At 38.5% G+C, this 16,248-nt stretch carries 16 protein-coding genes and 2 tRNA genes; 8 read left to right on the forward strand and 10 right to left on the reverse strand.

Annotated elements, in window-relative coordinates:
- Positions 1-1,341 carry an argininosuccinate lyase gene (gene argH / locus DW096_RS10795; protein WP_009037779.1) on the forward strand — a complete coding sequence of 447 codons (1,341 nt, stop codon included), beginning with the start codon at positions 1-3 and terminating at the stop codon, positions 1,339-1,341.
- Here argH and DW096_RS10800 read toward each other — a convergent pair.
- From DW096_RS10800 to DW096_RS10810, 4 genes are all read right to left on the reverse strand, one after another.
- Positions 1,292-2,971, reverse strand: coding sequence for a recombinase family protein (locus tag DW096_RS10800; RefSeq protein WP_158589297.1), 1,680 nt, complete (start codon positions 2,969-2,971; stop codon positions 1,292-1,294). The genes argH and DW096_RS10800 overlap by 50 nt on opposite strands.
- Positions 2,958-3,119 carry a hypothetical protein gene (locus DW096_RS19415; protein ID WP_165853719.1) on the reverse strand — a complete coding sequence of 54 codons (162 nt, stop codon included), beginning with the start codon at positions 3,117-3,119 and terminating at the stop codon, positions 2,958-2,960. Before DW096_RS19415 ends, DW096_RS10800 begins: the two co-directional genes overlap by 14 nt.
- Before the next feature lie 92 nt (positions 3,120-3,211).
- Positions 3,212-4,237 (reverse strand): AAA family ATPase, encoded by a 1,026-nt coding sequence (locus tag DW096_RS10805; protein ID WP_118448759.1) that lies wholly within the window; start codon positions 4,235-4,237, stop codon positions 3,212-3,214.
- Between the two features lie 196 nt (positions 4,238-4,433).
- The gene (locus DW096_RS10810; RefSeq protein ID WP_118931003.1) at positions 4,434-4,727 is read right to left on the reverse strand and encodes a helix-turn-helix domain-containing protein; all 294 of its coding nucleotides are present in this window, start codon (positions 4,725-4,727) and stop codon (positions 4,434-4,436) included.
- 172 nt (positions 4,728-4,899) lie between these two features.
- On the opposite strand from DW096_RS10810, the gene DW096_RS10815 reads away from it, so the two are divergent.
- Both DW096_RS10815 and DW096_RS10820 read left to right on the forward strand, forming a co-directional pair.
- A complete protein-coding gene (locus DW096_RS10815; protein ID WP_165853720.1) occupies positions 4,900-5,205 on the forward strand; it encodes a hypothetical protein in 306 nt (101 codons plus the stop codon).
- Between the two features lie 28 nt (positions 5,206-5,233).
- Positions 5,234-5,821, forward strand: a complete 588-nt coding sequence (locus tag DW096_RS10820; protein WP_118931022.1) for a tyrosine-type recombinase/integrase — start codon at positions 5,234-5,236, stop codon at positions 5,819-5,821.
- Here the strand turns inward: DW096_RS10820 and DW096_RS10825 are convergent.
- Together DW096_RS10825 and DW096_RS10830 are read right to left on the reverse strand one after the other, a co-directional pair.
- The gene (locus DW096_RS10825; protein ID WP_118931005.1) at positions 5,818-7,782 is read right to left on the reverse strand and encodes a patatin-like phospholipase family protein; all 1,965 of its coding nucleotides are present in this window, start codon (positions 7,780-7,782) and stop codon (positions 5,818-5,820) included. The two genes, DW096_RS10820 and DW096_RS10825, sit on opposite strands and share 4 nt — an antisense overlap.
- A 16-nt stretch (positions 7,783-7,798) precedes the next feature.
- Positions 7,799-8,350 (reverse strand): hypothetical protein, encoded by a 552-nt coding sequence (locus DW096_RS10830; RefSeq protein WP_118931006.1) that lies wholly within the window; start codon positions 8,348-8,350, stop codon positions 7,799-7,801.
- A 123-nt stretch (positions 8,351-8,473) separates the two neighbouring features.
- Here DW096_RS10830 and DW096_RS10835 point away from each other — a divergent pair, with 123 nt between their 5' ends.
- The 3 genes from DW096_RS10835 (at position 8,474) to DW096_RS10845 (ending at position 10,912) form a co-directional block, all read left to right on the forward strand.
- A complete protein-coding gene (locus DW096_RS10835) occupies positions 8,474-8,710 on the forward strand; it encodes a helix-turn-helix domain-containing protein (RefSeq protein WP_032595125.1) in 237 nt (78 codons plus the stop codon).
- A gap of 239 nt (positions 8,711-8,949) precedes the next feature.
- Positions 8,950-9,453, forward strand: coding sequence for a hypothetical protein (locus tag DW096_RS10840; protein ID WP_118931007.1), 504 nt, complete (start codon positions 8,950-8,952; stop codon positions 9,451-9,453).
- A gap of 262 nt (positions 9,454-9,715) precedes the next feature.
- On the forward strand, positions 9,716-10,912 hold the full coding sequence (locus tag DW096_RS10845) for a hypothetical protein (protein WP_100262892.1): 1,197 nt from the start codon (positions 9,716-9,718) through the stop codon (positions 10,910-10,912).
- A gap of 88 nt (positions 10,913-11,000) precedes the next feature.
- Here DW096_RS10845 and DW096_RS10850 read toward each other — a convergent pair whose 3' ends face one another.
- Together DW096_RS10850 and DW096_RS10855 are read right to left on the reverse strand one after the other, a co-directional pair.
- Positions 11,001-11,987 (reverse strand): hypothetical protein, encoded by a 987-nt coding sequence (locus tag DW096_RS10850; protein WP_199711487.1) that lies wholly within the window; start codon positions 11,985-11,987, stop codon positions 11,001-11,003.
- Positions 11,980-12,174 (reverse strand): hypothetical protein, encoded by a 195-nt coding sequence (locus DW096_RS10855; RefSeq protein WP_007848218.1) that lies wholly within the window; start codon positions 12,172-12,174, stop codon positions 11,980-11,982. Before DW096_RS10855 ends, DW096_RS10850 begins: the two co-directional genes overlap by 8 nt.
- A 415-nt stretch (positions 12,175-12,589) precedes the next feature.
- Between DW096_RS10855 and DW096_RS10860 the strand changes: the two genes are divergently transcribed.
- Both DW096_RS10860 and DW096_RS10865 read left to right on the forward strand, forming a co-directional pair.
- Positions 12,590-12,662: transfer RNA gene (locus DW096_RS10860), tRNA-Gly, on the forward strand.
- A 21-nt stretch (positions 12,663-12,683) separates the two neighbouring features.
- A tRNA-Leu gene (locus DW096_RS10865) sits at positions 12,684-12,767 on the forward strand.
- 349 nt (positions 12,768-13,116) lie between these two features.
- Here the strand turns inward: DW096_RS10865 and DW096_RS10870 are convergent.
- Entirely contained in the window at positions 13,117-14,367 is a 1,251-nt protein-coding gene (locus tag DW096_RS10870) for an acyloxyacyl hydrolase (protein WP_120028759.1), read from the reverse strand.
- 219 nt (positions 14,368-14,586) lie between these two features.
- Entirely contained in the window at positions 14,587-16,242 is a 1,656-nt protein-coding gene (locus tag DW096_RS10875) for an AMP-binding protein (protein ID WP_005825134.1), read from the reverse strand.
- Between the last annotated feature and the right edge of the window lie 6 nt (positions 16,243-16,248).

The following is a 16,248-nucleotide window of genomic DNA, read 5'->3' on the forward strand; positions in this document are numbered from 1 at the left end:
GTGGCTCAGAAACTTTGGGAAAAATCCGTTCAGGTAAATAAGGATATCGAACGCTTCACGGTAGGCCGTGACCGTGAAATGGACCTTTATTTAGCAAAGCACGATGTGCTGGGTTCCATGGCGCACATCACGATGCTCGAAAGCATTGGCTTGTTGACGAAGGAAGAACTGCGGCAATTGCTGGCCGAATTGAAGGAAATCTATGCGATGGCCGAGCGTGGAGAATTTGTGATAGAAGAGGGAGTGGAAGACGTTCACTCACAAGTGGAACTTATGCTGACGCGCAACTTGGGTGATATAGGTAAGAAAATACACAGCGGACGTTCGCGCAACGACCAGGTGTTGCTCGATTTGAAGCTCTTTACCCGTGCAGAGATAAAGGAAGTGGCGGAGGCTGTGGAACAATTGTTCCATGTGCTGGTTATGCAGAGCGAACGCTACAAGGATGTACTGATGCCGGGTTATACACACTTGCAGATAGCCATGCCGTCTTCTTTCGGACTTTGGTTTGGGGCATACGCCGAGAGCCTGGTGGACGATATGATGTTCCTTCAGGCAGCTTTCAAGATGTGCAACCGCAATCCTTTGGGTTCTGCTGCGGGATACGGTTCCTCGTTCCCGCTGAACCGTACGATGACTACCCGTCTTTTGGGATTTGATTCCCTCAACTACAACGTAGTGTATGCCCAGATGGGGCGTGGCAAGATGGAGCGTAATGTAGCTTTCGCCCTTGCCAGTGTGGCCGGAACCATATCGAAATTGGCTTTTGACGCATGTATGTTCAACAGTCAGAACTTCGGTTTTGTGAAGCTGCCGGACGATTGCACTACCGGCTCCAGCATCATGCCTCACAAGAAGAACCCGGACGTCTTTGAACTGACGCGTGCCAAGTGCAACAAACTGCAATCCCTTCCCCAGCAGATTATGATGATAGCCAACAATCTTCCTTCCGGCTATTTCCGTGACTTGCAGATTATCAAAGAGGTCTTCCTGCCTGCTTTTCAGGAACTGAAAGACTGTCTGCAGATGACGACTTACATTATGAACGAAATCAAGGTGAACGAACATATTCTTGATGATGACAAGTATCTGCTTATTTTCAGTGTGGAGGAAGTCAACCGCTTGGCACGTGAAGGGATGCCTTTCCGCGATGCCTACAAGAAGGTGGGACTGGATATTGAAGCCGGAAACTTCTCGCACAGCAAAGAGGTACATCATACCCATGAAGGCAGTATCGGAAACCTTTGTAACGATGAAGTCTCTGCCCTGATGCAGAAAGTGGTAGATGGTTTCAATTTTGAGACCATGCAAGCTGCAGAGAAAGAGTTGCTGGGCAGGTAAAAGGTTCTGCGGGTTCAAGTCCCGCTGCGAGTACTCTAAGAGACGAATCGTGTTTTTCACGGTTCGTCTCTTTCTTTTTATCTCCGTTACCTGTTGGATATGAATACTTTAGGAGAAAGAATTGGTTCACTTTTTTAGGTTCAATATGCTCGTTATTTTTGTCGTAAATAAATCCGTCAGGAAATACGAGTTTTTGTAGTCTTCTTCTTCCTTCTAATCCTTGCAACTCCCACAATTCAAATAAGTTAGAACGCATTTTAAAAGCAAAATCAATGAATTTATCGAGGTTCAATATTTCTGTGTTCACTTTTGAAAATTCGGTCTTTAAATCTCTTACTTCTTTCTCTAATTTCGTCATAACCTTCTCGCAAATGCTTTGTTTCTTCGCATCGGTACAGAGTGCATAATTTGTTTCTACTTGTTCCAACTCTTTTTCTTTAGCTTTGATGTTTGCTTTGATAGATTTGGCTCGTTCTCTGTTTTCTTGATTCATATATTCAAATGTGATGGTAAGTTGCATTTTTAAGAGTTCACTTACTTTGTCTGATAGGGCATACCTGTTTACTTCTTCTTCAAAGGCTTCATGTACCTTTTTAGTAGAACTGTTGTACTTGCATCCTTTTCGGCTGCAAACGTAATAGCCTATATCAGTACGTCCGAATCTCTTTCGCATTTTGGTTGATATGCTGGCAGATAGATTTTTTCCGCAACATGGGCACTTGATACTACCTAATAATGGTGCATACTCCTTGTCTATCTTTTGTTCGTACCCACTATGATTTTTGGATAACTCCCCGTTTACTTTCAAAAAAATCTCTTTGGAAATCAGCGGTGGGTGATTTCCTTGTACAATATCTCCTTGCAGGAATTTATGTGCCATATAGCCGCAATAAAAAGGGTTCTTGAATAATTCAGATAACTTTTGTTTGCAGATGTGTAGCCCTTCTGCTTCCAATCTGTGTCTGATTTCTTCATTGGATAACTTGTTATTTGCTTTCCAAAGAAATGCTTTCCGAATCAACTTACCTTCTTCGTTGATAGTTATAATTTGTTCCTTCTTGGTCGTTTTTTGGTCATATCCTCTAGGGGCTTTCCCAATCCACCTCCCTTTTAATAATGCTTTTACGCTGTTTTCAATGGTAGTTGCCCGTTTTTCGTCATTCTGAAACCTTGCATTTGCAAGTTCCATGAGTTGCATATACTTTCCTACTGGGGTACGTGGGTCATAGTTGGAGGTTGCAGATACTACGTATGCTCCTCTAGCCTCAACTTCTTCAATGATAGTTGTACTTCCCGTTCTGCTGAAACGGGAGGTACTAAACACTATTACTGTTTTTACGGGTTGGCTGCTGCCTTTCTTATTACTTTGTTTGATGAAAGCAAGCATACGGTTAAACTCCTTGCGTTCTTTGTCGCTTTTGGCACTTTCATACGTGCCGCCAAATTCACCAACGACAGTGTATGAACGTACTTTGGCATACTCTCTGCATTTGTCAATTTGCACTTCAAGACTTTGCCCATCAACTTGCTCGCTTGAACTAACACGAGTATAAATGATGGCGTTACCGCCTATTTGCTCCTTTTGTTGCTTTTTGCCTTTGGCAAAACCTTTTAAATCAAAATTCTCCATATTTCTTATCTTTTTTAGTATATGCTTCATAGCTTAGAATTGAAAAAGCATATAGTGTATCAATTAATTCTTTGGTGTCTTCTTGGGTTATTCCTTTGAAGTTACGATTTTCTTTGATTGTATCTATGTTTAAATGCTGTGCATCCATATTGTGTTTTCATTACAAAATTGATTATTATTAGGATAAAGAGAAAAAGTAAGTGAATGTCAGATTATTTATTAGCAATATTTTGCATTTTACTACTCCGCATTCCGCATTTCCGCACTTTCTATCTCATTGCTTCCATTTGCTTGCTCGTTGATAGCTTTTGGCTCTGTATAATATTCTTCGTATTCATCTATCCATTTTTTTATGGTCTTATCGCTGATGCCCGTCATTTTGGCAACCTTTCTATAACTCTTATGCTCTTTGTAGAGTTGATATACCTTTTCTTTTTCGGGGGTAATATTACCAGTTCCTTTAATCAAATCTTTTTCTCTTGCATATCCTTCTTCCTTGAAGTATAGAAAGTTATCTTCTCCTTTTTCAATAGAGCAGACCAATACGTGTTCTTCGTTTAATATGATTTGGCTACTTCTGTTCTTTAGCTGTTTTATGTATCGTTTTTCGTTGCCATCTGTTTTTGCTTGCCCTATGCAAAAACAACTGTCAATGAAGTTTCCCACATTCTTAGACCCAGCTAAATTGTCTAAAGTAATAGGAGAATTGTCTTTTTTCTTGGGTGAATGTCCTAGTAGTAAGAAGCTTGCTCCTAAGCTATTCATGAATGTGCGTAGTTCGAGAATGAAGGTAGCCGCTTCATTTGCTTTGGATAGATTGGGGTGCAAACAAGTGATATTATCAATAATGAATAGTTTGATTCCTTTTTTTGTTACCGCTTCTTCGATTCTCATTCTTAGGTAGGCTCTGCGTTCTTTGAAATTTTTAGCCATATCAAAATCAAGATTAGGGCGATAGATATTCTGAGGGAATTTGCAGGGGATTGTGCCATCTTCGTTTGTATATCTATCACAGATTTGTTGAATGTTCAATTCATAATCAAAATATAGAATTGGTTGTTTCTGAGCTACATGTTTAGCTATCTGCATTGCATAAATGCTCTTTCCACAATTACTTGCACCAAATAAAACACATAGTTCATTTTCGTACCAAAGGTTTTTGTATAGTGGCTCTCGCTTTGGCTGCTTCATACCTTCGGCTATAATATCATTCATTGTGGTGTATTCAAAACTATCTTCATTGAAAGTATTTTTTAAGTTCATCATAATCATAATTTTTTAATGGTTATACATAGTGTCTTTGGTACCTTTTGACATTGCAAAGGTATAGTGATATGATGAATTGGGGATAGGACTTTTTTACACCTCACTTATATTTTGCTGTTTCTTAGTGAGTTATATTTTGAAAGGGGATTTTGGAGGGGATTTGTAGGGGAAAATGAGGGGATTATGATAGATTGACTTATGAATTGTCACTATCAAAGCGATTGATTATGTTTCTGATGTCTTGGAATGAAGTGATTTTGAAGATTTCATTTCCGATTTCTATATATCCGTTGATATTCTCTTTTTGTTCTTTTTCAAAAAGTTCTTGAATTGGTACTTCTAGGGCTGCTGCAATTTTTTCGAGAACTGCGACAGAGGGATTACCGTTGATGTGATTACTTAATCCGACACGGTTTATTCCTATCTTGTCCGCTAAAGTTTGGACGGTCATACCTTTTTCTTTAATAACTTCTTTGATTCGTAGTCCCATACCTATTTATTCTTGTTATATATGCAAATATACGTTTATTCTTAAAATGTATATTGATGGCAGTACGTAAAATAAGTTAATGTAATGCTAATAATATACACTTTTATTTGTTTATGTCTACTGAAAGCACTACGTTTGTGGTGTAATAATAAACCAATAACACTACAATAAGATGAAGCGATATAATAAACAGCAGGTGATGAAGGATGCTTACAGACTTTACAAGAATGACTTTCAACGTAGAGGGCGTTCATGGTCGGAGTGTTTAAAAGCTGCTTGGAGTTGGGAACGAGATGCTGTTAAAACACGAGAAGAAAAAGCAGCAAAACTCGATGCGATGATTGCAGCAAGTTGGGCGGCGCATAATGCACGTAAAAATGAGAGTGTTCATAAAAATGAGTTTGAAGGCTTATCTGCTGATGCGGTTTCCTGGGCAATGGGATATAATCGTGGCAATGGATTTTATTGTGGGGATTAAACAGAAGATTTCAATTAAAAAAAATATTATGAGTTTGAAAAATAGCTATGTTACTTCGGATTATATGGAATGGGATTCAATGCTGTCATTGGTTAGAAAGCTGTATCGTGATAAAGAATACCGTTTGTCTTTGTTGATTGGCTGTGGTTCTTTCTTCGGGTTGCGCATATCGGATATTCTTTCTCTTACATGGTCTATGTTGTTGGATGATGAGAAGTTTGTCATCATTGAAAAGAAAACGGGAAAACGCAGGGAAATTAAAGTGAATACTAACTTTCAGAAGCATATAGCAGACTGTTATACAGCTTTAGGTGTAGTAGATAAAAATGAGAGGTGTTTCCTCAGTCGTAAAAAAACGGTGTATAGTACGCAAAGAATTAATGTACTATTCAAGTCAATAAAATCAAAATATAATTTGAAAATTGAACACTTTAGTACCCATAGTATGCGAAAAACGTTTGGCAGGAAAGTTGTTGAGGCAGCAGGGGAAAACTCAGAATTTGCATTGATAAAGTTGTCAGAGCTATTTAATCACGCTGATATACAGACTACTCGTCGATATTTGGGACTACGTTCGCAAGAACTGTTAGAAACTTATGATATGTTGAACTTTTAGAATCCAAATCCAATATTGAGATAAAATCCTAAATCTTTTGTTTTGTTAGAATAAGAAAGAAAACCTTCTATTGGACCCAATGGACTTTCATAGCCATATCCAACACTAATTCCGTATATTGGTTTTCCATGAAAGAAGTTTGATAGGTGATTTTCTGAAATGGCGTAATTACCTGCAAGAGTCAGATGCTGTTTCTTTTGAAATGTGTGTTGAATTTTGATTTGCAGACCTCCGAATGCGTTATTGATATTTTCTGTGTGTATAAGCCCTGAGAATGGTATTTGCTGCTCAAAATCTAAACTATATCCTTCACCACCTATCATGTTGCTGTATATTAGTGGAGTGTTAGTATTAAAAAGAAGTCTTCCATATATTGATGGTATACAATATGTGCTATAACTTATGGGGAATATTTTCTTTATCTGAGTATCAAATGCTGAATAGTTTGCGGAAGAGTGGCAGTTGGTATATATTGTATATCCAATGTGACAATCTAAACCTTTTGTTGGAAAATATTTTTTGTTAATAGTTTCGTATTTCAATTCTACATTGTAATTTAGGAATAAGTCATAGTTCTTCAGATATGAAAATTCTTGATTTGCTAATGTCCTGAAAAAGCGTTGATAATCTAATGATATATTAGCTTTAAATAATAGATTGTCTAATGGTATTATCGAATATGCCAATTTACTGGTATTCTGTATAAAACTTGGATTAGCAATCTTTTGTCCATTCCTGTATAGAAAAATGTCATTATAAGCGATTTTATTGATGATGTTTATTTCCTGTATCTTTGATAATGGGAGGCTATATTGAGCGTTAAGAAAAGATTGTTTACCGCCTCTTAAAGTTATTTCAGCTTTTCCTGTTTTTAGGTTTTGCAAATTCACATTTAATAAGATTGCCGCAATATTTTCGCTATCAAATCTTAATGCAACTCTTAATTGGTCGTTTTTTATAGAGGTATATTGAGGGCTAAATGGTAACTGAAATGAAGTGGCATGCGGTTTTTTTAAAGGTACTATTCCAACTTTATCTTTGATTGATTGTAAAGAAGCATAATTTGTTCTTGCTGCATTCTCTCCTCTTATGATAAGGGTATCAATCGCTTCATTCGAAAAACTTGCTGCATTATATCCTTTTACATTAACTTTAATGTAAGCATCAACTTGTTTGATTTTGTCAATATCTAATTCAGATTGACATATCATTAGCATTAACTGATTGACAACATCAGGTACAGCCTGTAATTTATCACTTGTTGCCAATTCTGATTGTGCATCAATTGCAATGATTATATCTGCTCCCATGCTTTTAGCAACGTCAATGGGTAGGTTATCTTTGAATCCTCCATCTATTAGAACCTTCTTGTCTGAATATAGTGGAGTAAAAACGACGGGGATAGCCATACTAGCTCGCATTGCCTCTGAAAGTTTGCCTGACCGAATAACTTCTTTCTGATTTGTTGCCATATCTGTAGCGATACATGCAAAAGGAATTGGAAGACTATCGAAATTAGTTGTATCATTATAGTCTTCTGTGAGTTGCTGCAATAACTGTGATATATTTCTGCCCCTGATTATACCTCCGCTCTTTTCATTATTTTTAATGGGTAATGATATGAGATATTTGTTGTCATCCAATTTGAAAGGAAATGGTATTGCATCACGTGAAATTTTATCAGTAAGTAGGTCAATCCAATTTGTTTGCTTTACTATTATTTCTAGCTGTTCAGATGTATATCCAATAGAATATAGTCCACCTACAATTGCACCGATACTTGTTCCTGCGACATAGTCAATAGGAATTCCCAATTCTTCTATAACTTTTAAAGCTCCGATGTGTGCTACTCCTTTTGCACCACCACCACTCAATACAATTGCTACTTTTTTACGTGGTAGTGCATGTATTACTAAGAGTGGGGTGCAAAATAAGAGTAATACCAGAATACATCTTTTCATTGCTAACAGTGTGGATTTATTTGTTAGCTAGGGGATTATAATTAGGGTAAGTAAACGCTAACTTACCTGTAAGATTGTATATTGTTCCTCCATTGGGTGAATTTGTCCATGATAAATTATTAAATGACAGTATAATGCCTTTTTCTTTGTATACTTCTTCAACAGTTATTTCTCCTGTTATATTTTTAGGCTGATATTTGAGAAAGTCGTCTTTTGAACCTGCAAAAAATCCTCCTACCATCGTTAACTTATCTCCTTTTTTAATATCTTTTTGAGGTGAAACCTTTATGTTTAAAATATATCTATATGTTTTATTTGACGAATTTTTATCAAAAAGAATTGCGTCAAATTCCGTCCCATCTGCATTACATTCAGAGCATCCAGTTTCCTTATAAGTGGTTGAGAATGTACGTGCATTTTCACTGCTAAAAGCCTTTATGTGAATACTTCTGTCCGTTGAAAACTCTGTGTCAACAGGATTGTTGTTTAGAGAAGAATCATCATTACTTTCACAACTGTACATAACTAGGCTAGTCGCCATTAAAATGAAGAATAGAATTTTTTTCATGATTTTTTTAATTAAAAGTTGAATACTTGTTATTTAATTGAGATTGCAAAGATAATACGCGTACATGTACGCTCAAAACTTTTCTGCGATAATCTTTCCTTTACCAATTAAAATGATTGGTATATGACTAAAATAGAAGAATTTGTAATACAGAAAGTGAAGGCTATGAGAGTGGAACGAAGGTGGTCTCAGATGGAATTGGCAGATTATATGAATATGTCTGCAAGTTTCATTGCTGATATTGAGAATCCTAAGCGCAGGGCAAAGTATAATCTAAACCATTTGAATGTACTTGCTAAAGTCTTTGATTGTTCCCCTAGAGATTTCTTACCTGATGTTCCAATAGAAGAAGAGGTCTGAACTTGATAAATATGAAAGTTGTAATTTTACATGTTAGTGGTGTTGATACCTATAATATTCACTAGTCTTGAAAGTGAATAAAAATAAATTTAAGAAGTTAAATGCGAGTTGCTTTTCACAAGTTCATTTGTGTTAATAAGCGTATTGAATGGCTTGTTTTTTAAGCAAAATGCTAGCTTGATTCCATTATTCAACATTTATTGGTTGACAAGAAACTGTTTTAGAAATATTATGAAGAAATGATGAATATAGCTGATTTAAAAAAAAAATTAGGTTTAGAAGGTGCAAAAGAGAAGTCAAGGAAAGAAAAGTGTGAAGAGGTTAAAAGAATTGTGGATTATTTGAAAGAGCACACAATAGAACCTATGTGGGAAATGTCTACAAATTATATGCAAGCTTCTCCTTGGAAAAAGCTCTCTCTCCTCAATGCGGATGTGAAGACCCTTGTAAGCGAATCGAATATTGATACACGCAAAGTAGTCCGAGATAAGTACTTGTTAACGCCAAGACATATTCGTATATTAAAAAAGTGGATTGACAAAGAACTTATTGACCCACCGCTCTGCAATTATGAGAATAGAATCTGCATATTAGAAGGGAATCATAGGATTGCATTATGCAAATTTCTAGAAGTTGCCCAAATACCAATACTAGTCCCCAAAGAAAATGCTGATATTTTGATAACGCGATATGGGTTTTCTCTAATACAAGAAATTGTTTTAAAGAACACGTCTAATATTTAGATAAAAAGAGGTGCTGAATTAATTCTCATGTTGGACCTCATATTCACAAAGAATAGAAGTGAATATTAGAAATGGATTTATGTTATTGATTATGAATGTTTTATGTAAATTGGTAAGAAGTGCGTTAAAACTAATATTCACTTTTAGCTAATAAGCTGTCTTTTTGAATGTTTTATATCAATATGAGCCAATATCCATAAAAGCCAATTTTGTAGGCTTACAATGAAATTTGTATCTTTACGGCAGTTTAAATGCCGTTGATATGATACTATCACAAGAAGAAAGAGAATACATTCAATTATTCAAAGATATGATTGTGGTTCTATATGCGGATAGCGATATAGAACCACTTTTAACTTTTTGCAATCAGTGTATAACAAAAGAAGCTGAAATCTTTTCAAGTATGTCAAGACATTTGGAAATGATGCGCAAAAAGAATAATGACATTCAGAATGCTCAGTATCTCAAAAACGTGATAAACGGTGTTATTGCCATGCTTGGCAATGAAAATATAATTTTATATGATAATATTGAACAATTAGATGTACAGTTTAGAAAGCAAATAAAAATCACTCTTGCAATCTTTGATAGTTTAGATAAGGAGTATATAAGCAGTCATTCATTGGAGGAAATTAGCCAATATATATGCGATAATTCATTTATTAAGAACTTGGATATTAGGTTAATATCTTCTTTAAAGAAGTTGTACGCTAAGAATAATACCATTGATGAAAGTGATAAAGATATTCTGATTGCACTAATTAAGTACTTTTTGTATGACATGCAGCATAAGATTAAATATAACTATATCAATATGCTGATTATAGAAAATCAAGAACAGCCAATCATAGAAGATAAAGCCAAAACATTGCAGTCATTTCTGTTTTATGCCCAAAGAATAGCGGGGATTCGTTATCAGAAAATAGTTGTGAATGAAGCTGTTTTACTTAATGATGATACTATTATGGAAATCGAGAAAGAGGCTTCTGTGGATAGTATCTTATCTAAAGATTCTTCTCAGACTTTAATAGAAAAAGAAGGTCTTTCAAATAAAGCCGTTCAACCGCTGGCGAATGAAAAGAAAAATAGTAGTACAATATTGGATAAAGGAAAGTTATTGGAAAAATTATGTCCTTCTTTACATAATCGAGAACAAGTCAGAAAGATACTTGAAAAAGTTGATGAAAGGTTTGAAATATCCAATGGTGAATGTTCTAAATTGGATATTGCTACGCTTTGTCTTATATTGAAAGAAAAATGCACCTTGTTCAATAAGAATATTAGGAACTTCTCGGACTTTAAAGGATATATTTGCTCGTATTATGGTGTTGCTAATCCTTCATATAAGAAGAATGATTGCCTTGTTTGTGATGGAATGTCCCCATCTCGTTTTGATGAACTGTATAATGATAATGGGGCTTTTTGGAACTTATGTTTACGTAAAAATAACCAATATTGATAGATTGTATGCGGAAGTGCGGAGGTGCGGAGTGAAATATAGTAATTGCTATTTCTGATTCCGCACTCCGCATATCCGAAGTTAATGTTTAATTTTCGCTATATTGTTTTTTTGAACTACGTTTTTTAAAGATATTTTTCTCTGTATTTGAATTAGTTACCCTAGAAAATAGCCGTTGGCAGGGGTGGTTGTTATACCCTTCTGATAAGAGGTCTGTCCAATCTATTGCTTTTCCGTCTTTTTCAAACCTGATAAGACTGTTGAGGGTATAACCAAAAAGTTTTGCTAGGAATTTTTCATCAGCTAAAGAATAGAATGATAATTCATACCTGGTTTTCACGATATAATCTTTGATTTCTTCATTGTTGAGATGAACTTCTAAACGATGCAATTTTGAAGGATTGTTATAGTAGTTATTTATGTACGCTTTATCCGAGCTATTGATTATTTCAGCTTTCTTGTTGTATGCTATAAGGGTACTACCTTTGCTCTTATCTTTTATAGCTTTTTTTTGTTTAATGTTGACGGTTAAGTATTTATCTTTATCCATATTCCCACTGAAAGTATATGTGATTTCGGGGCGGTCTTCTTTGCGATTGGTGATTCTTTTTCCGTTCAGAAGCGTTGTTATTTGTGGGTTTCGGATAAGTTTTCGTATCAGTCGGGCTATGTCGTTTGACATATCAAGACATAGGTCTAGGGTTGTTATATTATGTAATTCTAGCCCTAAATTGCTTTCAATAAAATCTAAATAGTATATCTCATCGCTGTATAATACACGATTGGAAATATTAATCCATGCTTTTTTATATCCGTTTTGGTGGGTATTGCTTTCTTCTTTATTGTCATTGATGCCCAAACGTAGTTCTCCAAACAATTTATCTTTTCCCATGTCGTTATAACGTATCTCATAAACAAACTTGAAGTGTTTCCCTTCTATTCGTCTTAGATAGAAGTACAGAAAATCAATTTCTTCTCCAATCTCTTTGTCTTTTATGACATTGATATTGTTGGGTTCTGTCACTTCGTAACAGAGCCTCAACGCATCTATATTTAAACCGTATATTTTATTCATGTTCTTCATTCTTATTTTCATTATTATTAGGTTGATTGGGTACTGTTGCCCAATACTTTTTCAGTCCGTTAGATATAGCTTGGGTGTGAGTGGCTGATTTTGTTCTACCTCTTAGACTTTGGCTAATCTTTTGTTTGGTTGTATCATTCAGTTGTCGATACTGTCTTTTGTAGTTGTTATTATCCATAGTTTATTTGTTTTATACATATATAAATATGTGGTTTAGTAGGAAAGTAAAGTCTAATAGGCTGAATTTTCAAAAAAATATCTGGAAAATTTTTGATGGATGGCTAACAGCTAGGTCTTTATCACACCTACTAAAATAGTACTTTCTGAGTCTCGGATTACGGCGTTAAATTGTTGTATATTAATTTATTATAGTTGCATTTTATAGGTGTACTGATATTTTTGTCCTTATTACTATACTTGCTAAATACTCTCTATAATTTTACTAATTTGTGGTGTTGATTGCAGATAATCTACTATTTCTAGAAAATCATTCCAAAGGTTCAATATTTCATCTGTTAAGGGTACTGTACTTTTATAAAAAAAAATTTGGCAGAAACGGGAAAACTGTTTATCTTTGCACCCGTTCTCCAAATGCGGAAATAGCTCAGTTGGTAGAGCATAACCTTGCCAAGGTTAGGGTCGCGAGTTCGAGTCTCGTTTTCCGCTCTCCTTTCCCTTTTTTAGGATGCTCGAATGGTGGAATGGTAGACACGAAGGACTTAAAATCCTTTGGCCATTGCGGCTGTGCGGGTTCAAGTCCCGCTTCGAGTACTCGATTAAGCTCTGTGAATCATTGATTTGCAGAGCTTTTTCTTTATAAGCTCTTGATATGAAAGACCGTTTCCCTATAGCGAACAAAGTGTTTCCCTTAATAGAACAAGTTGTTTCATTATGGCGAACACTTTGTTTCCCTTAACAGAACATTTCGTTTCATCATATGAAAACAGACTGTTTTTCCTTATTGGAACAAACTGTTTCTCTATACTTGAACAAAGTGTTCATCTCTGTGAACTAACAAACTAACTATAATACTATAGTAGATGATATGCGCGTGGCACTTGGTAATATGTGCTTGCAGATGAAATAAAAGAATCTATATAAATAGCCTCCTCTTTATTGTTCAGAACAGCTTGGGGCGTTTGTTATTGAACCGATAGCCGATACCCAACATCAGATAATTGGGCTCATGAAATTCCCGGAGGTTATATCCTATATGGAGATACGAATTGCGTGTTACGTCTATTTTCAGGGCAAGAATCTGATAGAAAGACTTCATGTCACCGCCGCCGTGCAGAACATTGGCTCCCAGACCGATACCTACCGTGAAGTAAGGCATGACAAATTCTCCGCGGGCGGATAAGCCCAATGCCATCTGCTTCTTGGCGGGCGGAGTATAGAAGCCGTTCTCTTCCTCGTACGATTCTTTCATGTTCGCACTGTGGTCGTACACGCCGTCCAACGCCACACCGGCGCGGAATTTATAGCCGAAGTTGTACATGGGTGCAACGCTGAAACCGAACACGTTGTAAGTGCCGGGTGCGGGTACCTGGCCACTACTGCCCTCATGGGCCACTGCTTTCTTTCGCCAGGAGCCGAACAAAGTCAAGTCGTAGCTGACGTGGCGGGGGAATGGAGGAACAATAGGGCGTTGCCATGATTGGGCGAGTTCATCCGCTCTGCGGTTAAAGTTATATACCAGTCCCACTTTGCAGTCCACCGTGTTCAGACCGGAGTTGGGATATTGGGTGTTTCCGTTGGAAAAGTGGCTTCCGGTAGCTCCTATCATCAAGTCGAACTTGGGGGAGAGTGCCCACTTTAAGTAGAGGTTCACATTGAGATAGGCATTCACTTTCGAGCCGATAATCTGGTTCTCCGGGTTGTCATATTCATCGTAGGGTTTCCAGCCGAACGATGCGCCGAAGTTCCATTCATAGTTCAAGGATATGCGGGGGCTGAATTGGGCGATGCGTCCCCCTTGAAACAGATAGACCGCCAGCGGGTTGCCCAGCTCTTCCGGATTGCCGAAGTTGAAATAGCCGACTCCAATCCCTTGATAGGCTCCTATATAAGCCTGGTCGGCAACGGTGTGGGGACGGAGCTGGAAGGAGTATTTCAGATGGCCGGCATAGGCATTTTTCATGGCCTTGTATTGGTGGTTGGAGTACTCCAGAAAAGGGCTGGTCTGAAAAATATAGCCAGCACGCCCTTCTACGCCTAATCTGTGGATGAAGCGCTGTGAGAAAGGGAGTGTATCCCGTTTGTATTCCGAATGACTATCGGATGTCCATTGTTGGGCGTATATTGTATCAGACAAGAAAAGTACCGCTCCTAAGAAAGCCAGTATTTTCCATATCTGCGTTCTATTTTTCATATGCCGTGTCGGTCTTTCTTGTTTATAAATGTTCCAAGTGAAGTTTAATTTCGTGCAAATATAGTTCTTTTCTCCTTTTGGTATTCACAATGAGACAACTATTTGTAAAAAGAGGGGGTAAAACGGAAATCGTCAATAGAATGGCCGACTTCGGTTTTATCCCCTCCTTATTCATTCACCCGGATGTTGTCTTATGATTCAGATGCTGGGTGGCGAGTATTATTTCCGGTCGTTCTCCCGGATTTCCACACGGCGGATTTTCCCGCTGATGGTTTTGGGGAGCTCATCAACAAATTCGATGACACGCGGGTATTTGTAGGGAGCCGTCACTTTCTTCACATGGTTCTGCAACTCCTTGACAAGCTCTTCTTCGGCGCGTGCCTTGTACTCTTTTGCCAACACAATCGTAGCTTTTACCACTTGGCCGCGGATTTCATCGGGCACACCGGTAATGGCACATTCCACTACGGCTGGGTGGGTCATCAATGCACTTTCCACTTCGAACGGGCCGATGCGGTAACCGCTACTTTTGATAACGTCGTCGGCGCGGCCCACGAACCAGAGGTAGCCGTCTTCGTCCTTCCAGGCTACGTCTCCCGTGTAGTAAATGCCGTTGTTCCATGCCTCGTGGGTACGGTTGGCATCGCGGTAGTATTCCTTGAACAATCCCAGCGGTTTGCCTTTGTCGGTACGGATTACAATCTGTCCCTGCTCACCGGCTTCCACAGAACGGCCGTCGTTGTCTATCAGGTCTACGTCGTATTGCGGATTGGGCAATCCCATGCTGCCGGGTTTCGGTTCCATCCAGGGCATGGTGGCGACGGTGAGGGTCGTTTCGGTCTGTCCGAAACCCTCCATCAACTTGATGCCCGTCAGTTTCTTGAAGGTCTCGAATACAGCGGGGTTCAAGGCTTCTCCGGCGATGGTGCAGTATTCCAGGCTGGATAGGTCGTACTTCGTAAGGTCTTCGTGAATGAGGAACCGGAAGATGGTGGGCGGTGCACAAAGCGACGTGACGTGATAATCCTGTATCTTCTCCAGTATGGCTGCGGGAGTGAACTTCTCGTGGTCGTATACAAATACGTTGGCACCGGCAATCCATTGTCCGTAGAGCTTGCCCCACACGGCTTTTCCCCAACCGGTGTCGGCAATGGTGAGGTGTAGGCTGCTCTCTTTCAGGTTGTGCCAGAAGCTGCCGGTGACGATATGTCCCAACGGATAGGTGAAGTCGTGGGCCACCATTTTGGGCTCTCCGGTAGTACCGCTGGTGAAGTACATCAGGGAGATGTCATCGTTCGTGTTCGGATGTTCCGGTTTCACGAAAGGAGCGGCGGCCTCGATACCTTTGTGGAAGTCTTCGAATCCTTCGGGAGCTTCCGGCCCGACGCTTACGAGGCGTTTCACAGAAGGAGACTCTGGCATAGCTGCCGTGATATGGTCGGTGATGACGCTTTCGCCGGCACAGACTATCATTTTAATGTCTGCGGCGTTGCAGCGGTATACGATGTCTTTCTTCGTCAGCAGGTGGGTGGCGGGAATCACCACTGCACCGAGTTTGTGCAGTGCCACAATGCTGAACCAGAATTCATAACGGCGTTTCAGTATCAGCATCACCATGTCTCCGTGCCCGATGCCGAGGCTTTGGAAATAGGAAGCCGTCATGTCTGTGTACCGTTTCATGTCGGCAAAGGTAAACTGCCGGCATTCGCCCTGGTCATTGGTCCACAACAGTGCGGGTTTGTCGGGCTGCTCGGCTGCCCAGGCATCCACTACGTCGTAGCCGAAGTTGAAATTCTCCGGTACGTTTATCTTCAAGTTCTTGATGAAGTCCTCCTGTGAGGTGAAGGATGTTTGAGATAAAAATCTTTCTACCATAACTTT

Source organism: Bacteroides sp. AM07-18 (assembly GCF_003602695.1).
Classification (GTDB): domain Bacteria; phylum Bacteroidota; class Bacteroidia; order Bacteroidales; family Bacteroidaceae; genus Bacteroides; species Bacteroides uniformis.

Excerpts from the sequence above, each read along its gene's own strand:
- DW096_RS10800 (WP_158589297.1), bottom strand. The coding sequence starts at position 2,971 with ATGGAGAATTTTGATTTAAAAGGTTTTGCCAAAGGCAAAAAGCAACAA.
- DW096_RS10810 (WP_118931003.1), bottom strand. The coding sequence starts at position 4,727 with ATGGGACTACGAATCAAAGAAGTTATTAAAGAAAAAGGTATGACCGTC.
- DW096_RS19415 (WP_165853719.1), bottom strand. The coding sequence starts at position 3,119 with ATGGATGCACAGCATTTAAACATAGATACAATCAAAGAAAATCGTAAC.
- DW096_RS10830 (WP_118931006.1), bottom strand. The coding sequence starts at position 8,350 with ATGAAAAAAATTCTATTCTTCATTTTAATGGCGACTAGCCTAGTTATG.
- DW096_RS10835 (WP_032595125.1), top strand. The coding sequence starts at position 8,474 with ATGACTAAAATAGAAGAATTTGTAATACAGAAAGTGAAGGCTATGAGA.
- DW096_RS10850 (WP_199711487.1), bottom strand. The coding sequence starts at position 11,987 with ATGAATAAAATATACGGTTTAAATATAGATGCGTTGAGGCTCTGTTAC.
- DW096_RS10815 (WP_165853720.1), top strand. The coding sequence starts at position 4,900 with ATGAAGCGATATAATAAACAGCAGGTGATGAAGGATGCTTACAGACTT.
- DW096_RS10875 (WP_005825134.1), bottom strand. The coding sequence starts at position 16,242 with ATGGTAGAAAGATTTTTATCTCAAACATCCTTCACCTCACAGGAGGAC.
- DW096_RS10840 (WP_118931007.1), top strand. The coding sequence starts at position 8,950 with ATGATGAATATAGCTGATTTAAAAAAAAAATTAGGTTTAGAAGGTGCA.
- DW096_RS10825 (WP_118931005.1), bottom strand. The coding sequence starts at position 7,782 with ATGAAAAGATGTATTCTGGTATTACTCTTATTTTGCACCCCACTCTTA.
- DW096_RS10845 (WP_100262892.1), top strand. The coding sequence starts at position 9,716 with ATGATACTATCACAAGAAGAAAGAGAATACATTCAATTATTCAAAGAT.
- DW096_RS10870 (WP_120028759.1), bottom strand. The coding sequence starts at position 14,367 with ATGAAAAATAGAACGCAGATATGGAAAATACTGGCTTTCTTAGGAGCG.
- DW096_RS10855 (WP_007848218.1), bottom strand. The coding sequence starts at position 12,174 with ATGGATAATAACAACTACAAAAGACAGTATCGACAACTGAATGATACA.
- DW096_RS10805 (WP_118448759.1), bottom strand. The coding sequence starts at position 4,237 with ATGATGAACTTAAAAAATACTTTCAATGAAGATAGTTTTGAATACACC.
- DW096_RS10820 (WP_118931022.1), top strand. The coding sequence starts at position 5,234 with ATGAGTTTGAAAAATAGCTATGTTACTTCGGATTATATGGAATGGGAT.